Raw genomic sequence first — 22,765 nt, 5'->3', positions numbered from 1 at the left:
TCGAAAGGGCCGTGATTTAACGGCGCACGGGACAGGATTGCATGCTGGGCTTTGAACTGACCGGAACCAATGCGGCGGTGGCGATGCTGATCATCGTGACCATCATGTTCATCGAGTTCATTCGCGAAAAGCACCCGCCCGAAGTCGTGGCCATCGGCACTGCCGCGGTGATGCTGCTGCTGGGCCTTCTGCCGATCAAGGACGCGGCCGGGGTGCTGTCGAACTCGGCGCCCTGGACCATCGCCTTCATGTTCCTGATCATGGGCGGACTTCTGCGGACCGGAGCTTTGGAAATCATGTCCCGCCTCGTGACCGCACGGGCGACCAGCCATCCGCGCTTCACCATCGGCGCGCTGTTCCTGTTCGTGATCCTGGCCTCGGCGATCATGAACAACACGCCAGTGGTGGCGGTCATGATCCCGATCTTCATCCAGCTGGCGCTGCGACTGGGTTTCTCGCCCTCGAAGCTGCTGATGCCGCTGAGCTATTTCACCATCCTGGGCGGGATGATGACGCTGATCGGCACCTCGACCAACCTGCTGGTCGACGGCGTGGCCCGCGAACAGGGCATGGTGCCCTTCACCATCTTCGAGATCGCCCCGGTCGGCATCGCCATCACGCTTGCGGGCATCGCCTATTTCGCCGCCATCGGCTGGCGGCTTCTGCCCGACCGCACCTCGCTGGCCGGCTTCCTCGGCACCCGACGCGAGATGAAATATTTCACCGAGGTCGCCATCCCCGAGGATTCCAGCCTGGTCGGCCAGCCGGTGCTGGCCGCGCCGATCTTCAAGCGCGAGGCGGTGCGGGTGATCGACGTGCTGCGCGGCGACGCCTCGCTGCGCCGCAACCTGGCCGAGGTGGTGCTGGAACCGGGCGACCGCGTGGTGCTGCGCTCGGAAATGGCCGACCTGCTGGAGATGCAGGCCAACAAGAATTTCCAGATGGTGGACAAGCTCAGCTCGGTCGCGACCAACACGGTCGAGGTGCTGATCTCGCCCGGCGCGCGGCTGGTCGGGCGGCGGCTGGGCGACATGCGCCTGCGGCGGCGCTATGGCGTCTATGTTCTGGCCGCGCATCGCCGCAGCCAGAACATCGGCCGCCAGCTCGACGACCTGGTGGTGCAGGTCGGCGACACGCTGCTGCTGGAAGGCGCGCCCGAGGACATCGCCCGGCTGGCCGCGGACATGGAACTGGTCGATGTCTCGCGCCCCTCGGCCCGGCCCTATCGCCGCGCCAAGGCGCCGATCGCTATCGTATGCCTGCTGTCGGTGGTCACGCTGGCGGCGCTGGACGTGGCGCCGATCATGGCGCTGGCCTTCATGGCCTCGGCGATCATCCTGATCACCCGCTGCGTCGATGCCGAAGAGGCGTTCTCCTTTGTCGATGCCCGGCTGCTGGCGATGATCTTTGCCATGCTGGCGGTGGGCGAGGCGCTGGAACATACCGGCACGGTCAACCTGGTGGTGGATGTGGTCGCGCCCCATCTTTCCGGCCTGCCGCCCTTTGCCACGCTGATCGCGGTCTATTTCCTGGGCCTGGTGATGACCGAGGTGCTGTCGAACAATGCCGTCGCGGTGCTGCTGACCCCGGTCGCCATCGCGCTGGCGAAATCGCTGGGCCATGACCCGCGCGCCTATGTGGTGGCGGTGATGTTCTCGGCCACGGTCGCCTTCGCCACGCCCATCGGCTACCAGACCCATCTGATGGTCTATGGCCCCGGCGGCTACAGATTCAGCGATTTCGTCAAGGTCGGCGTGCCGCTGGACATCATCTGCGGCATCGTCGCCTGCCTGACCATCCCGCTGTTCTGGCCGCTCTAGGCGGCGGCGCGGTCTCGGCGTCACGGCTGCCGGGGTATTTGAACAACAGAGAAGGCGAACCTCTGGAGCTCCCCGGCCTGCTTGGGCGTGCCTTGCGGCTTTCTCTGTTGCACAAATACCCATGCGACAGCGCCGTCGGCGCGGCGCGTCAGCCCTGGTCGAAGCCCTGACGCACCGCCGTTTCCGCCTTGGCGGAAAGCGTCTTGCGGGTCTCTGCCGCGACCGGGATCGGCGACAGCAGCCGCACCGCGACCGAGCCCTGGCGCGGCTCTGCCAGCACCGCGAGCAGATGCGGCCCCAGGTCCATGTCGCCCCACCAGCCGTAGAAGCGCGGATCGCGGCCCTCGGGCGCATGATAGGTCGCGCTCATCGGCTGGATCGCCAGCCCCTCGGGCAGGGCGGGATCCAGGAAGCCCTGGAACAGCGTCGGCTTGAAGGGCAGCACGCGGCGCCCGTCGCTGCTGGTCCCTTCGGGGAAGAACAGCAGCCGGTGGCCGGCGCGGGTGCGGGCGGCGAATTCCTCGGCCTGGGCGCGGGCGAGCCTGGGGTCGCGGGCGACGAAATGTGTGTCGGTGACGCGGGTCAGGATATTGATCCCTGGCCAGCCCGCCACCTCGGATTTCGAGACGAAGAACACCGGCATCGCTGCGTTCAGCACGAAGATGTCGAGCCAGCTGGAATGGTTTGCCACCACCGCGCCGGGGCCGCGCATCGGCCGGCCGATGCAGCGCCAGCGCAGGCCCATGATCCCCAGGCAGATGCGGCAGACGCCCTGCACCCAGGGGCCGGTCAGCGGGCGGCGTGGGCCGGTGAACAGCCGCTCGGTCAGGCGCAGCGGCAGGATCAGCAGCACGCCGAGCGCCAGCACCAGGACGATGCCGCTGCCGCGCAGCAGCACCAGCAGCCAGCCGAGCGCGCCGGGCCGTGGAATGGCCGGCGGCGCGACCGCGTCCCGCCAGGTGGCGCGGTTGCCCTCGCTCATTGTCCCTGCCGGGCTTCGTAGAACCTGCGGTGCTTGGCCGACATGGCCTGGGTATCGACCATCAGGAACACATCGGTGGTGTTGAAGGCGCGGTCGAGCCAGGCGCCTTCGCCGACCATGCCGCCCAGCCGCAGATAGGCCTTGATCAGCGCCGGCATGCCGGTCATGGCGGCGCGGCGATCCAGCTGTTCGGGCGCAACCAGGTCCATGCGGCGATAGCCGTCGGGCCGGGCGCGGGGCCGGATCGCCTCGGGCGCCAGGTGATGGTGGTAAAGCCAGGACAGCGGCTGGGCCAGCGCCTGCACGTCCGTGCCATGGAACGAGGCCACGCCGAACAGGATCTCGATCCCGCGCGCCAGCACGTAATCGGCCAGCGCATTCCACATCAGGAACATGCCCGAGCCGCCGCGATAAGCCGGATCGACGCAGGACCGGCCCAGCTCCAGCAGCGACCGCCCCGAGGCGCGCAGCGGCGCGAGGTCGTATTCGCTGTCGCAATAGAAGCGGCCAAAGGCCTCGGCCCGGTCGCCCGGCAACAGCCGATAGACGCCGACCACATGGTCCAGCGCCTCGCGCGAGCGGCGGTCGTCCACCAGCACCAGATGATCCACCACCGGGTCGAACTCGTCGCGCTCGAACCGGTTCACGTGGTCGACCAGAGGGCCGTCGCCGCCCAGTTCCTCGACGAAGACGCGATAGCGCAGGCGCTGCGCGGCCAGAAGATCGGCTTCCTCGGTGGCGAGACGGGTCGCGAAATAGGAGGTTTCCGGCGTCATCTTACGGCCTGCTATCCCCGGCTTATGGCATCTTGCGCCCGTGTCTAGGCGGGGGAACGCGACATTGCAACCGCCAGCAGGCCCGGCGTTTCAACAGCGGTTGACTCGCGCAAAAGTTGAATTACTCTGCACTGGTCGCCTAAAAAGGGTCGGTTGTGACCAGTTCAAGATTGATATGTCTGCCGTTCACCACCTGCTTGCCGGCATTGGTGAAATTGATGGTGATGCGGTCACCGATGCGCGACTGGACCTGCCCGGTGCCCCATTCCGGCGCGCCGGGATGGCGCACGATCATGCCGGGTTCCAGGATTTCATTCATCGCACGTTACGCCCTTTCCCGAGACAGCATGCAGGCTAGCCTTTCATGGACGATCTGCCAATCCATTGCCCGCCCGACACCCCCGGCGCGGTGTCGCCCGAGCGGCTGGCCGCGCTGGTCGGCTCGCGGCTGTGCCACGACATCGTCTCGCCTTTGGGCGCCATCGGCAACGGGCTGGAGCTGCTGCAGCTTTCGGGTGCCTGGCCGGGCATCGACGACAGCCCCGAGATGCAGCTGATCGCCGAAAGCGTCGAGGCGGCGCGGGCGCGGATACGCTGGTTTCGCGTGGCCTTCGGCCATGCCGCGCCGGACCAGCGCCTTGGCCTGGCCGAACTGGCCGCGCTGCTGGCCGAAGTCGAGAAGGGCGGCCGCATCCGCCTGCGGCTGGAGGCCGAGGGCGACCTGCCGCGCATCGAGGCGCGCCTGATCCTGCTGGCGCTGATGTGCCTTGAGACGGCGATGCCCTGGGGCGGCAGCGTGCTGGTCTGCCGCGGCGCCCAGGGCTGGCGGCTGGTCGCCGAATGCAGCCGCATCCGGTCCGATCCGGCGCTGTGGTCCTGGCTTGGCCCCGACGGGGACCGGGCGCGGCCAGAACCGGGCGCCTCCGAGGTGCATTTCCCGCTGCTGGCCGGTTTTGCCTGCGCCGCCAACCGGCCGCTGGCCTGGGAACTGGACGAGACCGGCGGCGAGATCTCGTTCTGAGGCTCTCTGCCGGGCTTTTTGGGCCGGACCCGCCGTGGTTTGGGTGGGGCTCTGCCGGCCATGGATGCGGCCTGTCCTCGGAAAGCCTCTCCGCGCCGAGATCGGCCGCCCGCAATTCATGCAAGGGGCGCGCTGCCGTCGCTACCCCGCCCGGCGCGGCAAACCGGCCTTCGCCGAGAGCCGGTCGCCGCGATCTGGATCGGCGGCGGCGGCGCTTCGGCCGGCGTCATGCTGCGGCCCTGGACGAACGGTCGCGCCGTGCGGCCTGCATCACCTGCGCGCCAATCCAGCCTTTCGGCAAGGCACGGGGCCTTGCGCGAAACCGACCACGCTGGCATCCGTGGCCGCTGCCGCCAAACGGGGCGATGCGGCGGCAGCGGTGCAGCCTTTCGGGCGAGGATCAGGGGCGGATGGTGCCGTCGCCGGTGACGAGATACTTGAAGCTGGTCAGCTGCTCGGCGCCGACCGGGCCGCGCGCATGCATCTTGCCGGTGGCGATGCCGATCTCGGCGCCCATGCCGAACTCGCCGCCATCGGCGAATTGCGTCGAGGCGTTGCGCATCAGGATCGCGCTGTCGAGCCCCTTGAAGAAGCGCTCGGCGGTGGCGTCATTCTCGGTCAGGATCGATTCGGTATGGCCCGAGCCATAGCGGCGGATATGGGCGATCGCCTCCTCGACGCCATCGACCAGTTTCACCGCGATGATCCTGTCCAGGAACTCCTGCCCGAAATCCGAGGGCTCGGCGCGGGTGGTGTCCGGCACCTTGGCAAGCTCGCCCTCGGCGCGCACCTCGACGCCCGCGTCCAGCAGATCCTGCACCAGCACGGCGCCGTGTTTCGTATAGAACTGCCAGTCGATCAGCAGGCATTCGGCGGCGCCGCAGATGCCGGTGCGCCGGGTCTTGGCGTTCAGCACCACGCGCCGCGCCTTGTCCAGGTCGGCGTCGCGGTCGGCATAGACGTGGCAGATGCCCTCCAGATGGGCAAAGACCGGCACGCGGGCTTCCTTCTGCACCAGCCCGACCAGTCCCTTGCCGCCGCGGGGCACGATCACGTCGATGAATTCCTGCGCGCGCAGCATGGCGGCGACGGCCTCGCGGTCGCGGGTCGGCACCATCTGCACCGAAGCCTCGGGCAGCCCGGCCTGCCCCAGGCCCGTCACCAGCGCCCGGTGGATCGCGGCCGAGCTGTTCAGGCTTTCCGAGCCGCCGCGCAGGATCACCGCATTGCCGGCCTTCAGCGCCAGCGCCGCGGCATCGGCGGTGACATTGGGGCGGCTTTCGTAGATCACGCCGATGACGCCCAGGGGGGTGGCGACGCGCTGGATATGCAGCCCGTTCGGCCGGTCCCATTCGGCCAGCACCTTGCCGACCGGGTCCGCCTGCGCCGCGACCGAGCGCAGCCCCTCGGCCATGGCGCGGATGCGCGCGGGATCGAGCTTCAGCCGGTCGAGCATGGCGGGGGAGAGGCCCTTTGCCTCGGCGTAATGCATGTCCTCGGCATTGGCGTCGAGGATGGCGTCCTCGGCCTTCAGGATCGCATCGGCGGCGCCGACCAGGGCGGCGTGCTTGCGCTCGGCGCTGGCCTCGGCCAGGACGGCGGCGGCGGCGCGCGCCTTTGCGCCCAGATCCGCGATCAGCGCATCGGCATCGGAAGAGGTCAGGTCTTTCATGGCGGCATTCCCTTGCATGACGCCTGAAATAGGGGCCGGCGCGCTGAAAAGCCAGATGCAAAGCGGGCAGATGGAAAGGGGAAGGTGCAGGATTCTGTTGCCAGGCTCCTGCGGGCCCCGCCTTACGCTGCTAGGCGGAAGGGCTTAAGTTTCGGTTACCCGAGCTGCTTACGCAGCCAGAGCCACCGGAGCACGGTTGTCGTTGGCAACTGTACATTTTGCACCGATGACGGTGGTAGCTCACCGAGACAAAGCAAACAGCTTTAGACGTTCGTCGATCCTGTTTCGGCCCCCTGTGCCCCCAACGAGGGATCTTGGTGGAGCCGCCGGGTACCGCCCCCGGGTCCGATCCGCTTATTACCTGCGCGTTTATGTCCATAGTCCGGGCGAACCCGGACAAGCGGAATATAGGCGCCACCATCCCGTCGCGCAAGAGAGGGGAACGCTGTTCCCCTCTTGTCCCGCTGCGCGGGCCAATTCACCCCTTGGGGTATTTGGAAAACGGAGAAGAAGCGGGCGCGGCGTCCCGCCTTCTTCGTTCCCAAAATACTCATGCGGCCGTGCCGCCGGCGGACCGCCCCGCCTTCGGGCGGGGCGCTGCAAGGGCCGATCAGAAGCCGGCCTTGATCTTTTCGAACTCCTGCAACTGCTTTTCGCGCTGCTGCGGGTCGTTCGGGGTCTGGGCCAGGATCGGGGCGTCCACGGGCGAGAGACCCTCCTGCACCGCGGGCTCGTCCTTGATCGTCTCCATGGCGACGGTCGAGGTATGGCCGTAGCCGATCGTGTCCAGCAGGCCCTTGGCCGCTTCCGGGGCGAGCCAGGCGTTGATGAAATCGTAGGCCTTGTCTTCCTTGCCCGGTCCGTTCTTGAGATTGATGAAGCCGCAGAAGAAGGTCGAGCTGCCCTCCTTGGCCGCGCGCTGGAAGCCGACCGGGAAGCCGTCGTTCTCCAGCAACACCACGCCGTCGTTCCAGGACCAGGCCACGTCCACCGCGCCCGAGGCCATCAGCTGCGCCTGTTCGGCCGGGTCGGCCCAATAGGCGGCGACGTTCTGATGCGCCTGGCGCAGCCAGTCCGCGGCGGCCGCGAACTGCTCGTCGGTGACTTCGGTCCAGTCGGTGGTGCTGGTGGCCAGGTAGGCTAGCGCCCAGACGTCGTCGGCCGAATCGGGCAGCGAGGTGCGGCCCTGGTATTTGGGGTCGATGAAGATGTTCAGACTGGCCACGTCCTCGGCCGGCACGGTTTCGGTATTGTAGGCCACCGCGGTCGCGCCCCAATCGGTCGGGATATACCAGACGCCCTCGTCGTCCTTGAAGATTTCCGAATCGAGGAATTTCGCATCGAGGCTTTCGAAGGCCGGGATCTTCGACACGTCCCAGGGCTCGATCAGCCCGGCGTCGCGGTATTTGGACACCATCTGCGAGCAGGGATGCGCGACATCCGCCTTGAAGCCCGAGGCGAGCTTTTGATAGGCCTCGTCGTCGTCGCCGTAGAAGACGAAGGTGGGGCTGGCGCCATGCTGGTCGATATAGCCCTGGAAGATCACCGGTTCCTCGAACCCGGCCCAGTCGAAGACCGTCAGTTCGGGGTCGGCGGCCCAGGCGGCCGTGAGGCTGGTGCTGGCGAGCGCGAGCGCCAGGGCGGGGAAGCGGAGAGGTTTCATGTCGGAGCTTTCCTTGAAGGCAGTCTGGCACGACGCTAGCGGTCCCGCCGCGCCCTCGCAAGCGCGGCCGTGCCCTACCAGCGCCCCGAGGCGCCGCCGCCCCGCGACGAGCCGCCGCCGAAGCCCGAGGAGCCGCGCGCGGCGCTGCGATAGCCCGGCGTCGGCTCGCTGCGCAGCACCGTGCCGGTCGGTCCATACCAGACCGTCTGCGGTCGCAGGCGCTGGCGGGTTTCGGACCAGCCGCAGGCCGGGCAGCGCCGCGTGACATTGTCCTGCGAGACCATGTGGCCGCCCTCGGGCAGCGGGGTTTCCAGCGGCGCCACCTGCGTTTCCAGGCCGCGACGGCCGCATCGCGGGCAGCGGTTGCGCCGCCAGGCCTGCCGCGCGGCGGCGCCCAGGATCGCCAGCCCGGCGGCGCCGAACAGGAAGGGCAGGATGCGGTCCATCAGGCTGCGCCGGGGCATGGCGAGCGGCTGGCCCGCCGCGACGGGGCGGGCGATCAGGTCGATCACCGCCAGCGTGCCCTCGCGGATGCCCTGCGACATCCGGCCGTCGCGGAAGGCGGGCAGCATGGTGTTGCGCATGATGTCCTGGGCCAGGATGTCGGCGTCGTTTTCGTAGCCGCGGCCCAGTTCGATGCGCGCCTCGCGGTCCTGGGCCAGCACCAGCACCATGAAGCCGTCGTTGCGCGCGGCGTCGCCCACGCCCCAATGGTTGAAAAGCCGGGTGGCAAAGGGCTCCAGCCCGTCGGCCCCGCCATGGCGCGCCCGGTCGGGCAGGGTGACGACCGTGCCCTCGATGCCGGTCTGTTCCCTGAGCGCGGCCAGCGCCCCGTCGAGGGCCTTTGCATCCTCGGGCGCGAGCAACCCGGCGAAATCGTTGACATGCAGGTTCTGCCAGTCGGGCAGGCCCTGCGCATGGGCCGGGGCCAGGGCCGCCAGCCAGAGCAGCGCGACCAGCCATGCCGCCATCCGGGCGATTGCGCTGGCCGGGGCGGTCCCGGACGGCCTATCCATCGTCGCTCCCTGCCCTGCCAGCCGCTTTGTCTGCCGCCTTGTCCATCGTCTTGCCCGTCACCCCGGCAGGATCTCGGGGCCGCCGGTGATCCGCGGATCGGGCTGGCCGATCACCGCGTCGTCGCGCCCGGCGAAATCCACCGCGCGCAGGATCGCCTGGATCGCCGCGATCCGGGCGCGGCGCTTGTCGTCGGCGCGGATGACCGTCCAGGGCGCGATGCCGGAATGGCTGCGCAGCAGCGTATCCCGGATCGCCGCGCTGTAATCGTCCCATTTCGCCAGCCCCTCGACGTCGATGGAGCTAAGCTTCCATTGCTTCAGCGGGTCGCGCTCGCGGTCGAGAAACCGCTTGAGCTGCTCGGCCCGGCCCACCTCCAGCCACAGCTTGACCAGGATCACCCCGTCATCGACCAGCATGGTCTCGAACAGCGGCAATTGGCGAAAGAAGGTCTCGCGCTGCGCATCCGTGCAGAAGCCGAAAACCTTTTCGACCACGCCGCGATTATACCAGCTGCGGTCGAAGAGCGCGATCTCGCCCCTGGCGGGCAGCCAGTCCACGTAGCGCTGGAAATACCATTCCTCGGCCTCGCGTTCGCTGGGCTTGGGCAGGGCGGCGATATAGGCCGAGCGCGGGTTCAGGTTCTCGCGGACCCGCTCGATGGTGCCGCCCTTGCCGGCGGCGTCGCGGCCCTCGAACAACACCACCAGGCGCTTGCGCTGGTGGATCACGTCGCGCATCAGCCGCACCAGCTGCAATTGCAGCCCGGCCATGCGGTCGTCGTAATCCTTGCCCTTCATCTCCTCGGGATAGGGATAGGTGGGATCGGGGATGCGCTTGCCCTCGGCCGCCGCCACCGCCTTGCGCAGCCCATCGGGCGCGTCCTTTTCCAGATAGCGGGTGATCGCGCCGACAAAGGGCAGGTCGGGCAGCGATCCCTGCTTGCCGGACCCGGCCTTGTCGCCGTTGCTGGCCATGCTCACGCCTCGCCGATGCGGTTCAGGTCGAAGGGGGTGGTCTGGTAGATCTCGTTGATCCAGTTACCATAGAGCAGATGCGCATGGCTGCGCCAGCGGTTCGTCGGCGTGCGCGAGGGGTCGTCGTCCGGGTAGTAGTTCACCGGCACGTCGATCGGCTTGCCCGAGGCGGCGTCGCGGTCGTATTCGTCCTTCAGCGTCGTGCTGTCATATTCGAAATGGTTGAAGACATAGAGCGCGCGATGGCCGGGGTCTTGCAGCAGGCAGGGCCCGACCTGGTCCGAGGCGATCAGCGTCTTCAGCGCCGGGATGGCGTCCACCTCGTCCTGGCGCACCTCGGTCCAGCGGCTGACCGGGACCAGCACGTCGTCGGAAAAGCCGCGCAGATAGGGGCTGGAGGGCGCCAGGTTGCGGTGGCGGAAGCAGCCGAAGGCCTTGCGGTCCAGCATGTGCTTTTCCAGGCGGTGGAAATACCAGGCCATCGCCATGCCGCCCCAGCAGACGCCGAAGGTCGAATGCACGTGGCTTTGCGTCCAGTCGAAGACGCGGGTCAACTCGTCCCAATAGGTCACGGCCTCGAAGGGCAGGTGTTCGATGGGCGCGCCGGTGATGATGAGCCCGTCGAACTTCTCGCCCGTCTCCTCGACCTCGCAGAAGCGGCGATAGAAGGATTGCAGGTGGTCGGCGGCCGTGTTGCGGCTTTCGTGGTCCGACATGCGGATCAGCTGGAACTCGATCTGCAAGGGGGTCGCGCCGATCAGCCGGGCGAACTGGTTCTCGGTCTGGATCTTCTTGGGCATCAGGTTCAGCAGGCCGATGCGCAAGGGCCGGATGTCCTGCGTCGCCGCCCGGCCCGGCGACATGACCATGACGCCTTCGTTCGACAGGATGTCATAGGCGGGCAGGTCATTGGGCAGGGTGATGGGCATCATGCGTCCTTTCTGTCGAACTTTCCGGCAATGGCTGCGCCGGCGGGCCGTCGGTCTATGGCATGGCCGATCAGCGCGATCAGGTCTTGCGGGGTCGTCACCTGCGCCACCTCCTCGGCCAAAAGCGTCACGCCGCGCCGGGCCATCGCCTCGTAGCGGGGCTGGCGGTGGGCCAGGGCGCGGGCATAGGTCCAGCGGATGAAGTCGTCGGGGTTCACCTGGTCCTCGCGCAGGCCCTTTTCGACGCGATAGTCGGTCCAGGCCCGGTCCAGGAAATCCGGCTGGTAATACATCGGCTTCGGCGCGCGGTCGAAGCGGCGCACCAGTTCCTCGGTATGCGCGTCCGAGCCCTTGATCCAGACCAGCAGCAGCTCGCGCCCCAGTGCGTCCAGCACCGGGTCGCTTTCGGCAAAGGGGTCCACCACCTCGCAGACCGAGCCGCCGGAATCGCAGACGAAATTGCCCAGGTTGTAGATCTCCTGCGCGCGGCGGATGAAATGGCCGGTATCCAGCAGCGCCGCGATCTCGGCCATGCGGTGCTGGTCCTGGCGGCGCATGTATTCGTCGAATTCCAGCCCGCCGCGGGTGACGCTGCCGGGCTTGCCCAGATAGGTGGACAGCGGCGCCAGGTTCTCGAAGGTGATGTTGCTGGCGATATAGACCGAATCCGACAGCAAGAGTTCGCGCAGGAAGGGCACCTTCATCGCCTCGCGCTTGAAGTTGTCGGCGATCAGCTCGCCCATGTAGCGGGTGCCGATGCGGTAATCGACGGAATAGTGGAACCATTCGCCCGAGCCGCGCAGCATCGAGGCCAGGAAGGTCTTGCCCAGGCCCGACATGCCAAAGAACAGCACGCGCTTTTTCGGGGCGGCCAGCCATTCGGTCTTGGTCTGGTAAAGCATGGGCGATCCTTTTGCGGGGCTTGGCGATAGTTAGTCCCGCGCAGGGCCGAGGGGAAGGGGGACGCGGGCCGCCGGTGGGACTGCCTGTCGAAAAGCCGGCGGGACGGCCTTGCATCGCGCCATCGAGCCCCTATCTGGGGCAGGCGGACCGGGCCCCTCTGACGACGCATGTCGTGATGTCGGACCGCATCGAGCCCTGCTCGGTGCCAGCCCGGAACCATTCCCGCCCAAGGCTTCGCACCGGCGTTCGTCCAATGTGGAGCCTGACATGGAACCTTTCTACCTGACCCTGTTTCTCGGCACGCCGATCTGGCTGTGGCTGGTCTTCGTCGGCCTGGTCGGCCTGCTCTTGGCCTTCGATCTCGGTGTGCTCAATCGCGGCGACAAGGAGATCGGCGTCGCCGAGAGCCTGAAGCTGTCGTCCTTCTACATCACGCTGGGCGTGCTGTTCGGCGGCTTCGTCTGGTATCAGCTGGGCAGCAATGCCGCCGCGGAATACATGACCGCCTTCGTGGTCGAAAAGACGCTGGCGATGGACAACGTCTTCGTCATCGCGCTGATCTTCGCCACGCTGTCGATCCCCCGCCGCTACCAGCATCGCGTGCTGTTCTGGGGCATCCTGGGGGTGATCGTGCTGCGCGGCATCATGATCGGCGTCGGCGCCACGCTGGTCGCGCAATACGGCTGGATCCTCTATGTCTTCGCCGGCTTCCTGATCCTGACCGGCATCAAGATGCTGTTCATCGGCGACAAGGAGCATGACATGGGCGCGAACCCGGTCCTGAGGTTCCTGCGCCGCCGCATGCCGCTGACGCAGGAGCTGCACGGCCATGCCTTCGTGGTGCGCCAGTCCGACCCCAAGACCGGCCGCATCCGCCGTTTTGCCACGCCGCTGCTGCTGGCGCTGGTGATGATCGAGATCGCCGACGTGATCTTCGCCGTCGATTCGGTGCCGGCGGTCTTTGCCATCACCACCGATCCCTATATCGTCTATACCTCGAACATCTTCGCCATCCTGGGCCTGCGCGCGCTGTTTTTCGCGCTGGCGGCGATCATCCACCGCTTCGAATACCTCAAGCAGGCGCTGGCGGTGCTGCTGATCTTCATCGGCTCCAAGGTGTTCATCGCCGACCTGATGGGGCTGGCGAAATTCCCGCCCGCCGTGTCACTGGGCATCACCTTCGCCATCCTCGGCGCCGGCGTCGGCTGGTCGCTGTGGCGCACCCGCAAGGACGCGGCGCGCGCCTGAGCGCCAGATTTCCGCCGCCGCGCCCGGCCGCGCGGTTGCCGTCGGGTATTTGAAGAACGGAGAAGGCGGGGCGGCGGGGTGCGAAACCCGGCCGTCTTCTGCGCGATGTGATCCGGGCTGCCACCACGTCGCTCAATCCGCAGTAGCGCGCCGGGTGCAATCGCGCTATGCTTCCGCCCAGACCCGGCAAACGGGCGATGCAAACGAGGCAGTGACGGCGGTAACCCATGACCGAAATGGTCTTTGGCACCACCCCCTTGCGGGCAGGTGATCCGATTCTTCCACGCTGGTGGCGCACACTGGACCGATGGTCCCTGGCCTGCGTGCTGGGATTGTTCGCGGTGGGGCTGCTTCTGGGCTTGGCGGCCTCGGTGCCCTTGGCCGAAAAGAACGGCCTGCCGCAGTTCTATTACGTCACCCGCCAGGCGGTGTTCGGTGCCATGGCGCTGGCGGCGATGCTGGTGATCTCGACCTTCTCGCCACGGATGGTGCGTCGGATCGGCGTGCTGGGCTTTCTGGTCGCGCTGGTGGTGCTGATGGCGCTGCCCTTCATCGGCACCGATTTCGGCAAGGGCGCGGTGCGCTGGCTGCGCCTGCCCGGCGGCATGTCGGTGCAGCCGTCCGAGTTCCTCAAGCCCTGCTTTGTCGCCATCTGCGCCTGGTTCATGGCCGCAAGCCAGGAGGTCGGCGGCCCGCCCGGCAAGTCCTTTTCCTTCGGCCTCGCCGTGGTCGTGGTGCTGCTTCTGGCCATGCAGCCCGATTTCGGCCAGGCCTCGCTGGTGCTGTTTTCCTGGTGCGTGATGTATTTCATCGCCGGGGCGCCGCTTTACCTTCTGGGCGGCGTGATGGGGCTGGCCTGCGTCGGCGGCGTCTTCGCCTATGGCGCGTCCGAGCATTTCGCCCGCCGCATCAACGGCTTCCTTGCGGCCGAGGTCGATCCGCGCACCCAGCTGGGCTATGCCACCAACGCCATCCAGGAGGGCGGCTTCTTCGGCGTCGGCGTGGGCGAGGGCTCGGTCAAGTGGTCGCTGCCGGATGCGCATACCGATTTCATCATCGCGGTCGCGGCCGAGGAATACGGGCTGATCCTGGTCCTGATCATCATCGCGCTTTATGCCGCCATCGTCATCCGCTCGCTGCTGCGGCTCCAGGGCGAGCGCGATCCCTTCGTCCGCATCGCCGGCACCGGGCTTGCCTGCGCCTTCGGCGTGCAGGCGCTGATCAACATGGGCGTGGCGGTGCGGCTTCTGCCGGCCAAGGGCATGACGCTGCCCTTCGTCAGCTACGGCGGCTCGTCGGTGATCGCCTCGGGCATCGCCATGGGGATGCTGCTGGCGCTGACCCGCTCGCGCCCGCAGGGCCGGATCGGCGACGTGCTGGGCCGGGGCCGGGGATGAGCGACCCGCAGTCCCAAGGCCGGCCGCTGTGCCTGATCGCTGCCGGCGGCACCGGCGGCCACATGTTCCCGGCGCAATCGCTGGCCGAGGTGCTGCTGGCCCAGGGCTGGCGGGTGAAGCTTTCCACCGACGAGCGCGGCGCGCGCTATGCCAGCGCCTTCCCGGCCGAGGTGGTGCGCGAGGTGGTCAGTTCGGCCACCACCGCGCGCGGGGGCGCGCTGGCCAAGCTGGCCGTGCCCTTCCGCATCGGCGCCGGCATCCTGGGGGCGATCCGGGCGATGCGCGCCGACCGTCCCGCCGTGGTGGTTGGCTTTGGCGGCTACCCGACCATCCCCGCCATGTCGGCGGCGCTGGCCCTGCGCATCCCGCGCATGATCCACGAACAGAACGGCATCATGGGCCGGGTGAACGCCGCCTTTGCCCGCCGGGTGGATCGCGTGGCCTGCGGCACCTGGCCGACCCGGCTGCCGCCCGGCGTCCAGGGCATCCATACCGGCAACCCGGTGCGCCAGGCGGTGCTGCACCGCGCCGCCGCCCCCTATGCCCCGCCGGGCGAAGGCGAGCTGCACCTGCTGGTCATCGGCGGCAGCCAGGGCGCGCGGGTGCTGTCGAACATCGTGCCCGAGGCCATCGCCGGCCTGCCGGACGACCTGCGCGCCCGCCTGTCGGTCAGCCACCAGGCCCGTGCCGAGGATGCCGAGCGCGTCACCGCCGCCTATGCCGCGGCCGGCGTTAATGCCGAGGTCCGGCCCTTTTTCGACGACGTGCCCCGCCGCCTTGCCGAATCCCAGCTGGTCGTCAGCCGGGCCGGGGCCTCGTCCATCGCCGACATCACCGTGGTCGGCCGTCCGGCGATCCTGATCCCCTATGCCGCGGCGACCGGCGACCACCAGACCGCCAACGCCCGTGCCCTTGCGGAATCCGGCGCGGCGATCCTTTTGCCCGAATCCGTGCTTGACGCCGAGAGCCTCAGGCGCGACATCCGGGACATCCTTTCCGACAGCGCCCGCGCCACCGCCATGGCAGCTGCCGCGCTAACGCTTGCCCGCCCCGACGCGGCGCAGCGCCTTGCAGATCTAGTGACGGAACCGACCCGATGAACGCAGCGACCAAACTTCCGGGCGAGCTTGGCCCCATCCATTTCGTCGGCATCGGCGGCATCGGCATGTCCGGCATCGCCGAGGTGCTGATGACGCTGGGCTACCAGGTGCAGGGCTCGGACGCGAAACGCTCGAAGATCACCGACCGGCTGGAGGCGCTGGGCGCCACCGTCTTCGAGGGTCAGCGCGCTGAAAACATTGGCGAAGCGGGCGTGGTGGTGATCTCGACCGCGATCAAGAAGGGCAACCCCGAGCTTGAAGAGGCCCGCCGCCGCGGCCTGCCCGTGGTGCGCCGGGCCGAGATGCTGGCCGAACTGATGCGGCTGAAATCCAACGTCGCCATCGCCGGCACCCATGGCAAGACCACGACCACCACCATGGTCGCGACGCTGCTGGACGCGGGCGGCTTCGATCCGACGGTCATCAATGGCGGCGTCATCCATGCCTATGGCAGCAATGCCCGCGCCGGCGCCGGCGAATGGATGGTGGTCGAGGCCGACGAATCGGACGGCAGCTTCAACCGCCTGCCCGCGACCATCGCCATCGTGACCAATATCGACCCCGAGCACATGGAGCATTGGGGCAGCTTCGACGCGCTGCGCAAGGGTTTCCAGGACTTCGTCTCGAACATCCCCTTCTACGGGCTGGCCGTCTGCTGCACCGACCACCCCGAGGTGCAGTCGCTGGTCGGCCGGCTGACCGACCGCCGCGTTGCCACCTTCGGCTTCAACGCCCAGGCCGACGTGCGCGCCGTGAACCTGCGCTACGAGAACGGCGTGGCGCATTTCGACATCGCCCTGCAGGGCGAGGCCGAGCTGAACGACGGCGAGATCCCGGTGATCGAGGGCTGCACCCTGCCGATGCCGGGCGACCACAATGTCAGCAATGCGCTGGCCGCGGTGGCCGTCGCCCGCCACCTGGGCATGAAGCGCGCCCAGATCCGCGAGGCGCTGGCGCGCTTCGGCGGGGTCAGCCGCCGCTTTACCCGCGTGGGCGAGGTGGGGGGCGTCACCATCATCGACGACTATGGCCACCACCCGGTCGAGATCGCGGCGGTGCTGAAGGCCGCGCGCCAGGCGACCAGGGGCCGGGTCATCGCCGTGCATCAGCCGCATCGCTATTCGCGGCTTTCCAACCTCTTCGACGATTTCTGCACCTGCTTCAACGAGGCCGATGTCGTCGCCATCGCCGAGGTCTATTCGGCGGGCGAGGAACCGATTCCCGGCGCCTCGCGCGACGACCTGGTCGCCGGGCTGATCGCCCACGGCCACCGCCACGCCCGCGCGGTGATGGACGAGGGCGACCTGGAACGGCTGGTGCGCGAACAGGCGCGGCCGGGCGACATGGTGGTCTGCCTGGGCGCCGGCACCATCTCGACCTGGGCCAACAACCTGCCCGAGCGGCTGACGGAGAAGGCCGCGTGATCGCGCTGGCCAGCCATCCCGCCACCGCGGCGCTTTGCGCCCTGCTTTGGGGCGTGATGGCCTGCCTTCTGCCTTTCGTGCGGCTGCGCTGGCGCCATTCGGCGCTTTGGGCGCTGGTGCTGTGCGGCGTGCCGGTGCTGGGCTGGCTGACCTATCTGTGCGGCCCCGGCTTCGGCGTGCTGTTCCTGGCGCTCGGCCTGTCGCTGCTGGTTTGGCCGCCCTTCGATGCGCGCCGCCGCCGGCGCGCGCTTGCGCAGCGCGGCCTGCGCTAGGGACCGCCGGCGATGATGGTGGCATGGCTGATCGTCGCCGTCACGGTGGCGCTGGCCGCCGCCATCGGCATCCTGCGTGCCGGCGCCCGCTCGTTCCGGGTGCTGGGGGGCGAACTGGCCCTGCTGCTCGGCGCGGCCTGGCTTTGCTATCTGATCGGCGACGGCAAGACCGGCGGCTATCTGGCCGGGATCATCGGCGCGCTGCTGTCGCTCTTGCTGCTGATCGCGGCGGGGGGCCTGGCCGCAGGCGCGCTGCTGCGCTGGGTTCACGACCGCCTGCGGGCGCCGCCGGTCCTTCGCGCGCCGTTCTCGCAGCCCTGGGACATCGTCGGCCTGGGCTGCTTCGCCGCGCTGGCGGTGGTCCTCAGCGCGCTGGAATGACAGGAAACGGGATGAAAAAGGGGGACGAGATGACGGAAAGCAGGATGCGGGTCCGGGCAGGGCTGGGCGCGATGCTGGCGCTTGCCCTGGCCGGGCTTGCCGGCTGCGGCCGCGGCGGCATGAGCGAACTGGAATGCATGGAGCGGGCGATCTATTTCGAAGCGAACCGTTCCAGCCGCGACGGCATGATCGCCGTCGGCAACGTGGTCATGAACCGCGTCAGGGCGCAGGGCTATCCCAACACGGTTTGCGGCGTGGTCGGGCAAAAGGGCCAGTTCGCGCCGGGCGTCCTGACCCGGCGAATGGATTCGAAATCCCTGCCGGCGGTGCGCGAGGCCGCGATCGCGGTCCTGCGCGGCGAAAGGCAGCCGGGGATCGGCAACGCCATGTTCTTCCACCAGAAGGATCACCGCTTTTCCTATGACAACATGCACTATGTCCTGGTGGCCGGTGGGAATGCCTTCTACGAAAAGCGCAAGAGCCATCTTGTGACCCAGCCCGTGCCTCCGGCCCCGGTGGACGGGCTGCGCTAGATGCGCGGCGCGTCTCGGCAGGCCGCAGCCGGAACCCTGGCGAGACGCGCCGGAAAGCGGCTGCGGCATGCGGGCCGGATTGACGGCGCGCGCAACGCTGATTAACCACCGCGCCATGACCCAGACGCCTCCCACGCCCCGCGGCGCCCTGACCCCGAACCGGGCCCTTGCCGACCTGACCTGGCTGCGCGTCGGCGGGCCGGCCGACTGGCTGTTCCAGCCCGCGGACGAAGCGGATCTGGCCGAATTCCTGCGCGGCCTCGACCCTTCGCTGCCGGTCTTTGCCATGGGCGTCGGTTCGAACCTGATCGTGCGCGACGGCGGCATTCGCGGCGTGGTGATCCGGCTGGGGCGCGGCTTCAACGGCATTTCCTGCGAGGGCGGCATCGTCACCGCGGGTGCGGCGGCGCTGGACGCCCATGTCGCGCGCCGCGCGGCCGAGGCGGGGCTGGACCTGACCTTCCTGCGCACCATCCCCGGCAGCATCGGCGGCGCGGTGCGGATGAACGCGGGCTGCTATGGCAGCTATGTCGCCGACCACCTGGTCTCGGTCCGCGCCGTGGCCCGCGACGGCAGCCTGCACGAGATCGCGGCCGCCGACCTGCGCCTCGGCTATCGCCATTCCGAGATCCCCGAGGGCTGGGTCGTGACCGAGGCCCGCTTTCGCGCCGAGCCGGGCGACCCCGCGGGACTGGCCGCGCGGATGGAGGAACAGCTGGCGCGCCGCGATGCGAGCCAGCCCACGCGCGAACGCAGCGCCGGCTCGACCTTTCGCAACCCGGCCGGGTTTTCCTCGACCGGGCGGGCGGATGACAGCCACGAGCTGAAGGCCTGGTCGCTGATCGACGCCGCCGGCCTGCGCGGCCACCGCCTGGGCGGGGCGCAGATGTCGGAAAAGCACCCGAACTTCCTGCTGAACGCCGACGGCGCCACCGCCGCCGAGCTGGAGGCCCTGGGCGAACTGGTCCGGCAGAAGGTGCGCGAAACCAGCGGGCACGAGCTGCAATGGGAAGTCATCCGCGTAGGCCAGCCCTAGGAACCGGCCGTAACCCGCCGTCATTGCCGGAAATATCGCGCGAGACGCGAAAAGGGACTTTTGCGATTCCGCCCAAGCGGCTATCCTGACCCGACAAATACCCGGATCAACCGGGGAGCATGAGGCAGAACATTGGCGGGCAGGTCGAGCAGGTCGGCCCCGAAAGTCGTAGTCCTGATGGGCGGACCCTCGGCCGAGCGCGAGGTTTCGCTCTCGTCGGGGCGTGAATGCGCGGTTGCGCTGCGGCAGGCGGGCTATGAAGTCGTCGAATTGGACGCGGGCAGGGATCTGCCCGCGCGTCTGGCCGAACACGCGCCGGACGTGGTCTTCAACGCGCTGCATGGCCGCTGGGGCGAGGACGGCTGCGTGCAGGGCCTGCTGGAATGGCTGGGCTGGCGCTATACCCATTCCGGCGTGCTGGCCTCGGCCCTGGCCATGGACAAGACCCGCGCCAAGGACGTGCTGCGCCTTGCCGGCCTGCCGGTGCTGGACAGCCTGATCGCCGATGCCGCCGAGGTGCGCGCCCGCCACGTCATGGCGCCGCCCTATGTGGTCAAGCCGAACGACGAGGGCTCTTCGGTCGGGGTCTATATCGTGCATGAGGCCGCGAACGGCCCGCCGCAGCTTTCCGACCGGATGCCCGCGCGGGTCATGGTGGAAACCTATGCGCCGGGGCGCGAGCTGACCGTGGCCGTGCTGGGCGATCGCGCGCTTGGCGTGACCGAGATCGTGACCGAGGGCTGGTACGACTACGATGCTAAATACAAGCCCGGCGGCTCGCGCCATGTCATCCCCGCCGAGATCCCGCCGGAAATCGCCGCCGCCTGCCGCGACCAGGCCGTGCGCGCGCACCAGGCCCTGGGCTGCCGCGGGCTGACCCGTACCGATTTCCGCTGGGACGAAAGCCGCGGGCTGGGCGGGCTGATCATCCTCGAGGTGAACACCCAGCCCGGCATGACCCCCACCTCGCTTGCCCCCGAGCAGGCGGCCCATGCCGGCATGGACTTTCCCGCGCTCTGCCGCTGGATCGTCGAGGAGGCGCTATGCAGGGCCTGAACCCCTTCCACCGCGGCCAGGGGCCGGGTGGTCGGCCGGCGCCGGTGCGCCCTGCGCCCGCGCGCCCCGCCCCGGCGGCGCCGCGCACGCCGCGCAAGGATCCGGCGCCCTCGCGCCTGGCCTACCGGCTGAACCGGATGATGCTGCGGCCGCTGGTGCGGCGGCTGGTGCATGTCGGCCTGCCCGCCTTTCTGGCGGCGCTGGTGGCGGGGATCTGGCTGTCGGACGACACGCGCCGGGCCAACCTGACCGGCGGCATCGACGCCATCGTGGACCGCATCCAGCACCGCGACGAGTTCATGGTCAGGATGATGACCATCGAGGGCGCCTCGCCCGCGGTGGACAAGGGGCTGCGCGCCATGCTGCCGGTGGACCTGCCGGCCTCGAGCTTCGACATCGACCTGGAAAAGCTGCGCGAGCGGGTGCTGAAGCTCGATGCGGTCGAGGCGGTGGACCTGCGCATCAAGCCGGGCGGGATGCTGTCGGCCGTGGTCACGGAACGGGTGCCGGCGCTGCTGTGGCGCCATGCCCGCGGCATCGAGCTGCTGGACAAGACCGGGCACCGCGTCGCCTCGGTCACGGGGCGCGAGGTGCGCGGCGACCTGCCGATCATCGCCGGCGAGGGCGCCGACCGCGCCGCGGCCGAGGCGCTGGCGCTGATCGACGCCGCCGGGCCGATCCTGCCGCGGCTGCGCGGGCTGGAGCGCATGGGCGAGCGGCGCTGGGACGTGGTGCTGGATCGCGGCCAGCGCATCAAGCTGCCCGAGGAAAAGGCGCTTCAGGCGCTGGAGCGCGCCATCGCGCTGGACCGCGCGCTGCACATGCTGGACCGCGACCTTTCGGTCGTCGACCTGCGGCAGGAGGCGCGCCCGGTGGTGCGGCTGGGGATGGAGGCGCAGAACGCCATCCGCCGTGCCCGCGGCCAGCCGGAACTGGGCCCCGACGGGTTGCCGCTGCCGCCCGAGGCAACGGCCGGCAAGGCGGCGAAGACCGCGAAGAAAAGCGGCTGACAGCGCAAGGAGGCAGGTGAGATGAAGGATCTGTATCAGGGCCAGCGGGCCATGCGGAACATGCGCCGCCAGGCCATGCAGCGCGGCGTCATCGCGGTTCTGGACATCGGAACCTCGAAGATCGCCTGCCTGGTGCTGCAATTCGACGGCCCGAGCCAGTTCCGCGAGACGGACGGCGTCGGCCCCATGGCCGGCCAGTCGAATTTCCGCGTCATCGGCACCGCCACCACCCGCTCGCGCGGGATGCGCTATGGCGAGATCGAGACCATGGCCGAGACCGAGCGCGCCATCCGCACCGTGATCCAGTCGGCGCAGAAGGTGGCAGGCGTGCGCGTCGACCACGTCATCGCCTGCATCTCGGGCGCGCGCCCGGCCAGCTATGGCCTGGCGGGCGAGATCGTGCTGCCCGCCGGCAAGGTGGGCGAGGGCGACGTGGCCCGCGTCCTGGCCGCCTGCGAGGTGCCCGATTTCGGCCGCGGCCGCGAGGTGCTGCACGCCCAGCCGGTGAACTTTGCCCTCGACGGCCGCTCGGGGCTGTCGGACCCGCGCGACCAGTCGGGCGGCCGGCTGGCCTGCGACATGCACGTGCTGACCATCGACGGCGATGCGGCCAGCAACCTGGTGCATTGCATCCGGCGCTGCGACATGGAACTGGCGGGCGTGGCCTCGGCCTCATACGCCTCGGGGCTTGCGGCGCTGGTCGAGGACGAGCAGGAGCTGGGCGCCGCCTGCATCGACCTGGGCGGCGGCACGACGGGCGTTTCGGTCTTCATCAAGAAGCACATGATCTTTGCCGATGCCGTCCGCTTCGGCGGCGAACTGATCACCCAGGACATCGCCAAGGGGCTGCGCGTCAGCCATGCCGTGGCCGAGCGGCTCAAGACCTTGCACGGCGGGCTCGAGGCCACCGGCCGCGACGACCGCGAGATGATCGAGCTGGGCGGCGAGACCGGCGACTGGGACACCGACCGCCGCAGCGTCAGCCGCGCCGACCTGATCGGCATCATGCGGCCGCGGGTCGAGGAGATCCTGGAAAAGGTGGGCGAGATCCTGGATGCGGCGGGCTTCGACTATATGCCCTCGCGCCAGATCGTGCTGACCGGCGGCGGCAGCCAGATCCCGGGGCTCGATGCGCTGGCCTCGCGCATGCTGGGGCAGAACGTGCGCATCGGCCGGCCGCTGCGTATCCAGGGCCTGCCGCATAATGCGACCGCGCCGGGCTTTTCCTCGGCCATCGGATTGGCGCTGCTGACGGCGCATCCACAGGACGAATGGTGGGACTTCGACATGCCCGCCGAACACTATCCGGCGCGCAGCCTGCGCCGGGCCTATCGCTGGTTCCGCAACAACTGGTAGGGGCGCGGAACCCGGATGCGGTGGTGTGGGCCGGCGCCTCCACCACATGCAGCAGAATGGGCAAGATGCCGCCGAAAACCCCAGCATCCACCGCGATATTTGGTGTGCGGGGTGTGTTTTTCGGGTGACGCTCGGCGCGAATCTGGCTAGGCTGGCCGGTATACGGGGATTCGACCGGACTGCGCACATGTCCGG

22 protein-coding genes and 1 other RNA gene are annotated in these 22,765 nt (G+C 68.8%); 13 read left to right on the top strand and 10 right to left on the bottom strand.

Annotated features, from left to right (window positions below; translation table 11 throughout):
* Positions 1 to 41: 41 nt before the first annotated feature.
* Complete coding sequence (locus E3U26_RS24080; RefSeq protein ID WP_072463501.1) at positions 42 to 1,820, top strand: SLC13 family permease; 1,779 nt, start codon at positions 42 to 44, stop codon at positions 1,818 to 1,820.
* A gap of 148 nt (positions 1,821 to 1,968) precedes the next feature.
* On the opposite strand, the gene olsA is transcribed toward E3U26_RS24080, so the two are convergent.
* The 3 genes from olsA to E3U26_RS24065 all read right to left on the bottom strand — a co-directional run bounded on the left by olsA (position 1,969) and on the right by E3U26_RS24065 (position 3,897).
* The gene (gene olsA / locus E3U26_RS24075; RefSeq protein WP_072463500.1) at positions 1,969 to 2,802 is read right to left on the bottom strand and encodes a lyso-ornithine lipid O-acyltransferase; all 834 of its coding nucleotides are present in this window, start codon (positions 2,800 to 2,802) and stop codon (positions 1,969 to 1,971) included.
* Positions 2,799 to 3,578 carry an L-ornithine N(alpha)-acyltransferase gene (gene olsB, locus E3U26_RS24070; RefSeq protein WP_072463499.1) on the bottom strand — a complete coding sequence of 260 codons (780 nt, stop codon included), beginning with the start codon at positions 3,576 to 3,578 and terminating at the stop codon, positions 2,799 to 2,801. The genes olsA and olsB overlap by 4 nt, the downstream gene beginning before the upstream one ends.
* Before the next feature lie 139 nt (positions 3,579 to 3,717).
* Positions 3,718 to 3,897, bottom strand: coding sequence for a DUF3553 domain-containing protein (locus tag E3U26_RS24065; RefSeq protein WP_036754938.1), 180 nt, complete (start codon positions 3,895 to 3,897; stop codon positions 3,718 to 3,720).
* Positions 3,898 to 3,942: 45 nt separating this feature from the next.
* Here E3U26_RS24065 and E3U26_RS24060 point away from each other — a divergent pair, with 45 nt between their 5' ends.
* Complete coding sequence (locus E3U26_RS24060; RefSeq protein ID WP_499106938.1) at positions 3,943 to 4,599, top strand: histidine phosphotransferase family protein; 657 nt, start codon at positions 3,943 to 3,945, stop codon at positions 4,597 to 4,599.
* Positions 4,600 to 4,999: 400 nt separating this feature from the next.
* Here E3U26_RS24060 and E3U26_RS24055 read toward each other — a convergent pair whose 3' ends face one another.
* From E3U26_RS24055 to E3U26_RS24025, 7 genes are all read right to left on the bottom strand, one after another.
* Positions 5,000 to 6,271 carry a glutamate-5-semialdehyde dehydrogenase gene (locus tag E3U26_RS24055; RefSeq protein ID WP_499106937.1) on the bottom strand — a complete coding sequence of 424 codons (1,272 nt, stop codon included), beginning with the start codon at positions 6,269 to 6,271 and terminating at the stop codon, positions 5,000 to 5,002.
* A gap of 83 nt (positions 6,272 to 6,354) precedes the next feature.
* Positions 6,355 to 6,708, bottom strand: a transfer-messenger RNA (tmRNA) gene (gene ssrA / locus E3U26_RS24050).
* Positions 6,709 to 6,881: 173 nt separating this feature from the next.
* The gene (locus E3U26_RS24045; protein WP_499106936.1) at positions 6,882 to 7,934 is read right to left on the bottom strand and encodes an ABC transporter substrate-binding protein; all 1,053 of its coding nucleotides are present in this window, start codon (positions 7,932 to 7,934) and stop codon (positions 6,882 to 6,884) included.
* A gap of 74 nt (positions 7,935 to 8,008) precedes the next feature.
* Positions 8,009 to 8,950, bottom strand: coding sequence for a TPM domain-containing protein (locus tag E3U26_RS24040; RefSeq protein WP_499106934.1), 942 nt, complete (start codon positions 8,948 to 8,950; stop codon positions 8,009 to 8,011).
* A 57-nt stretch (positions 8,951 to 9,007) separates the two neighbouring features.
* The gene (gene ppk2, locus E3U26_RS24035) at positions 9,008 to 9,925 is read right to left on the bottom strand and encodes a polyphosphate kinase 2 (protein WP_114537560.1); all 918 of its coding nucleotides are present in this window, start codon (positions 9,923 to 9,925) and stop codon (positions 9,008 to 9,010) included.
* A 2-nt stretch (positions 9,926 to 9,927) separates the two neighbouring features.
* Positions 9,928 to 10,854 (bottom strand): homoserine O-succinyltransferase, encoded by a 927-nt coding sequence (locus tag E3U26_RS24030; protein ID WP_036755021.1) that lies wholly within the window; start codon positions 10,852 to 10,854, stop codon positions 9,928 to 9,930.
* Positions 10,854 to 11,756, bottom strand: coding sequence for an ATPase (locus tag E3U26_RS24025; protein WP_499106933.1), 903 nt, complete (start codon positions 11,754 to 11,756; stop codon positions 10,854 to 10,856). The genes E3U26_RS24030 and E3U26_RS24025 overlap by 1 nt, the downstream gene beginning before the upstream one ends.
* Positions 11,757 to 12,024: 268 nt before the next feature.
* Here E3U26_RS24025 and E3U26_RS24020 point away from each other — a divergent pair, with 268 nt between their 5' ends.
* From E3U26_RS24020 to ftsA, 11 genes are all read left to right on the top strand, one after another.
* A complete protein-coding gene (locus tag E3U26_RS24020; protein WP_072463493.1) occupies positions 12,025 to 13,005 on the top strand; it encodes a TerC family protein in 981 nt (326 codons plus the stop codon).
* Positions 13,006 to 13,232: 227 nt separating this feature from the next.
* A complete protein-coding gene (locus E3U26_RS24015) occupies positions 13,233 to 14,402 on the top strand; it encodes a peptidoglycan glycosyltransferase FtsW (protein ID WP_072463492.1) in 1,170 nt (389 codons plus the stop codon).
* A complete protein-coding gene (locus E3U26_RS24010) occupies positions 14,399 to 15,502 on the top strand; it encodes a UDP-N-acetylglucosamine--N-acetylmuramyl-(pentapeptide) pyrophosphoryl-undecaprenol N-acetylglucosamine transferase (RefSeq protein ID WP_499106931.1) in 1,104 nt (367 codons plus the stop codon). Before E3U26_RS24015 ends, E3U26_RS24010 begins: the two co-directional genes overlap by 4 nt.
* Positions 15,499 to 16,926, top strand: a complete 1,428-nt coding sequence (gene murC, locus E3U26_RS24005) for a UDP-N-acetylmuramate--L-alanine ligase (protein WP_072463490.1) — start codon at positions 15,499 to 15,501, stop codon at positions 16,924 to 16,926. The genes E3U26_RS24010 and murC overlap by 4 nt, the downstream gene beginning before the upstream one ends.
* The gene (locus tag E3U26_RS24000; protein ID WP_036754962.1) at positions 16,923 to 17,198 is read left to right on the top strand and encodes a DUF2484 family protein; all 276 of its coding nucleotides are present in this window, start codon (positions 16,923 to 16,925) and stop codon (positions 17,196 to 17,198) included. Before murC ends, E3U26_RS24000 begins: the two co-directional genes overlap by 4 nt.
* A 12-nt stretch (positions 17,199 to 17,210) precedes the next feature.
* Complete coding sequence (locus E3U26_RS23995; RefSeq protein ID WP_499106930.1) at positions 17,211 to 17,579, top strand: hypothetical protein; 369 nt, start codon at positions 17,211 to 17,213, stop codon at positions 17,577 to 17,579.
* A 44-nt stretch (positions 17,580 to 17,623) separates the two neighbouring features.
* Positions 17,624 to 18,112, top strand: a complete 489-nt coding sequence (locus E3U26_RS23990) for a cell wall hydrolase (protein WP_373995220.1) — start codon at positions 17,624 to 17,626, stop codon at positions 18,110 to 18,112.
* 115 nt (positions 18,113 to 18,227) lie between these two features.
* Complete coding sequence (gene murB / locus E3U26_RS23985; RefSeq protein ID WP_499106929.1) at positions 18,228 to 19,148, top strand: UDP-N-acetylmuramate dehydrogenase; 921 nt, start codon at positions 18,228 to 18,230, stop codon at positions 19,146 to 19,148.
* 177 nt (positions 19,149 to 19,325) lie between these two features.
* Positions 19,326 to 20,204, top strand: coding sequence for a D-alanine--D-alanine ligase (locus tag E3U26_RS23980; RefSeq protein ID WP_052095876.1), 879 nt, complete (start codon positions 19,326 to 19,328; stop codon positions 20,202 to 20,204).
* On the top strand, positions 20,192 to 21,214 hold the full coding sequence (locus E3U26_RS23975) for a cell division protein FtsQ/DivIB (protein ID WP_499106928.1): 1,023 nt from the start codon (positions 20,192 to 20,194) through the stop codon (positions 21,212 to 21,214). The genes E3U26_RS23980 and E3U26_RS23975 overlap by 13 nt, the downstream gene beginning before the upstream one ends.
* Positions 21,215 to 21,235: 21 nt before the next feature.
* The gene (ftsA, locus tag E3U26_RS23970) at positions 21,236 to 22,570 is read left to right on the top strand and encodes a cell division protein FtsA (protein WP_036754976.1); all 1,335 of its coding nucleotides are present in this window, start codon (positions 21,236 to 21,238) and stop codon (positions 22,568 to 22,570) included.
* Positions 22,571 to 22,765: the final 195 nt, after the last annotated feature.

It is taken from the genome of Paracoccus ferrooxidans, assembly GCF_029909815.1.
GTDB classification, from domain to species: Bacteria; Pseudomonadota; Alphaproteobacteria; order Rhodobacterales; family Rhodobacteraceae; genus Paracoccus; species Paracoccus versutus.
This window is presented reverse-complemented; position numbering and strand designations above follow the sequence as displayed.

Excerpts from the sequence above, each read along its gene's own strand:
- E3U26_RS23990 (WP_373995220.1), top strand. The coding sequence starts at position 17,624 with ATGCGGGTCCGGGCAGGGCTGGGCGCGATGCTGGCGCTTGCCCTGGCC.
- murB (WP_499106929.1), top strand. The coding sequence starts at position 18,228 with ATGACCCAGACGCCTCCCACGCCCCGCGGCGCCCTGACCCCGAACCGG.
- E3U26_RS24060 (WP_499106938.1), top strand. The coding sequence starts at position 3,943 with ATGGACGATCTGCCAATCCATTGCCCGCCCGACACCCCCGGCGCGGTG.
- E3U26_RS24080 (WP_072463501.1), top strand. The coding sequence starts at position 42 with ATGCTGGGCTTTGAACTGACCGGAACCAATGCGGCGGTGGCGATGCTG.
- E3U26_RS24010 (WP_499106931.1), top strand. The coding sequence starts at position 14,399 with ATGAGCGACCCGCAGTCCCAAGGCCGGCCGCTGTGCCTGATCGCTGCC.
- E3U26_RS24045 (WP_499106936.1), bottom strand. The coding sequence starts at position 7,934 with ATGAAACCTCTCCGCTTCCCCGCCCTGGCGCTCGCGCTCGCCAGCACC.
- E3U26_RS24065 (WP_036754938.1), bottom strand. The coding sequence starts at position 3,897 with ATGAATGAAATCCTGGAACCCGGCATGATCGTGCGCCATCCCGGCGCG.
- E3U26_RS24055 (WP_499106937.1), bottom strand. The coding sequence starts at position 6,271 with ATGAAAGACCTGACCTCTTCCGATGCCGATGCGCTGATCGCGGATCTG.
- olsB (WP_072463499.1), bottom strand. The coding sequence starts at position 3,578 with ATGACGCCGGAAACCTCCTATTTCGCGACCCGTCTCGCCACCGAGGAA.
- E3U26_RS23995 (WP_499106930.1), top strand. The coding sequence starts at position 17,211 with ATGATGGTGGCATGGCTGATCGTCGCCGTCACGGTGGCGCTGGCCGCC.
- E3U26_RS23975 (WP_499106928.1), top strand. The coding sequence starts at position 20,192 with ATGCAGGGCCTGAACCCCTTCCACCGCGGCCAGGGGCCGGGTGGTCGG.
- E3U26_RS23980 (WP_052095876.1), top strand. The coding sequence starts at position 19,326 with ATGGGCGGACCCTCGGCCGAGCGCGAGGTTTCGCTCTCGTCGGGGCGT.
- olsA (WP_072463500.1), bottom strand. The coding sequence starts at position 2,802 with ATGAGCGAGGGCAACCGCGCCACCTGGCGGGACGCGGTCGCGCCGCCG.
- ftsA (WP_036754976.1), top strand. The coding sequence starts at position 21,236 with ATGAAGGATCTGTATCAGGGCCAGCGGGCCATGCGGAACATGCGCCGC.
- murC (WP_072463490.1), top strand. The coding sequence starts at position 15,499 with ATGAACGCAGCGACCAAACTTCCGGGCGAGCTTGGCCCCATCCATTTC.
- E3U26_RS24040 (WP_499106934.1), bottom strand. The coding sequence starts at position 8,950 with ATGGATAGGCCGTCCGGGACCGCCCCGGCCAGCGCAATCGCCCGGATG.
- E3U26_RS24015 (WP_072463492.1), top strand. The coding sequence starts at position 13,233 with ATGACCGAAATGGTCTTTGGCACCACCCCCTTGCGGGCAGGTGATCCG.
- ppk2 (WP_114537560.1), bottom strand. The coding sequence starts at position 9,925 with ATGGCCAGCAACGGCGACAAGGCCGGGTCCGGCAAGCAGGGATCGCTG.
- E3U26_RS24020 (WP_072463493.1), top strand. The coding sequence starts at position 12,025 with ATGGAACCTTTCTACCTGACCCTGTTTCTCGGCACGCCGATCTGGCTG.
- E3U26_RS24025 (WP_499106933.1), bottom strand. The coding sequence starts at position 11,756 with ATGCTTTACCAGACCAAGACCGAATGGCTGGCCGCCCCGAAAAAGCGC.
- E3U26_RS24030 (WP_036755021.1), bottom strand. The coding sequence starts at position 10,854 with ATGCCCATCACCCTGCCCAATGACCTGCCCGCCTATGACATCCTGTCG.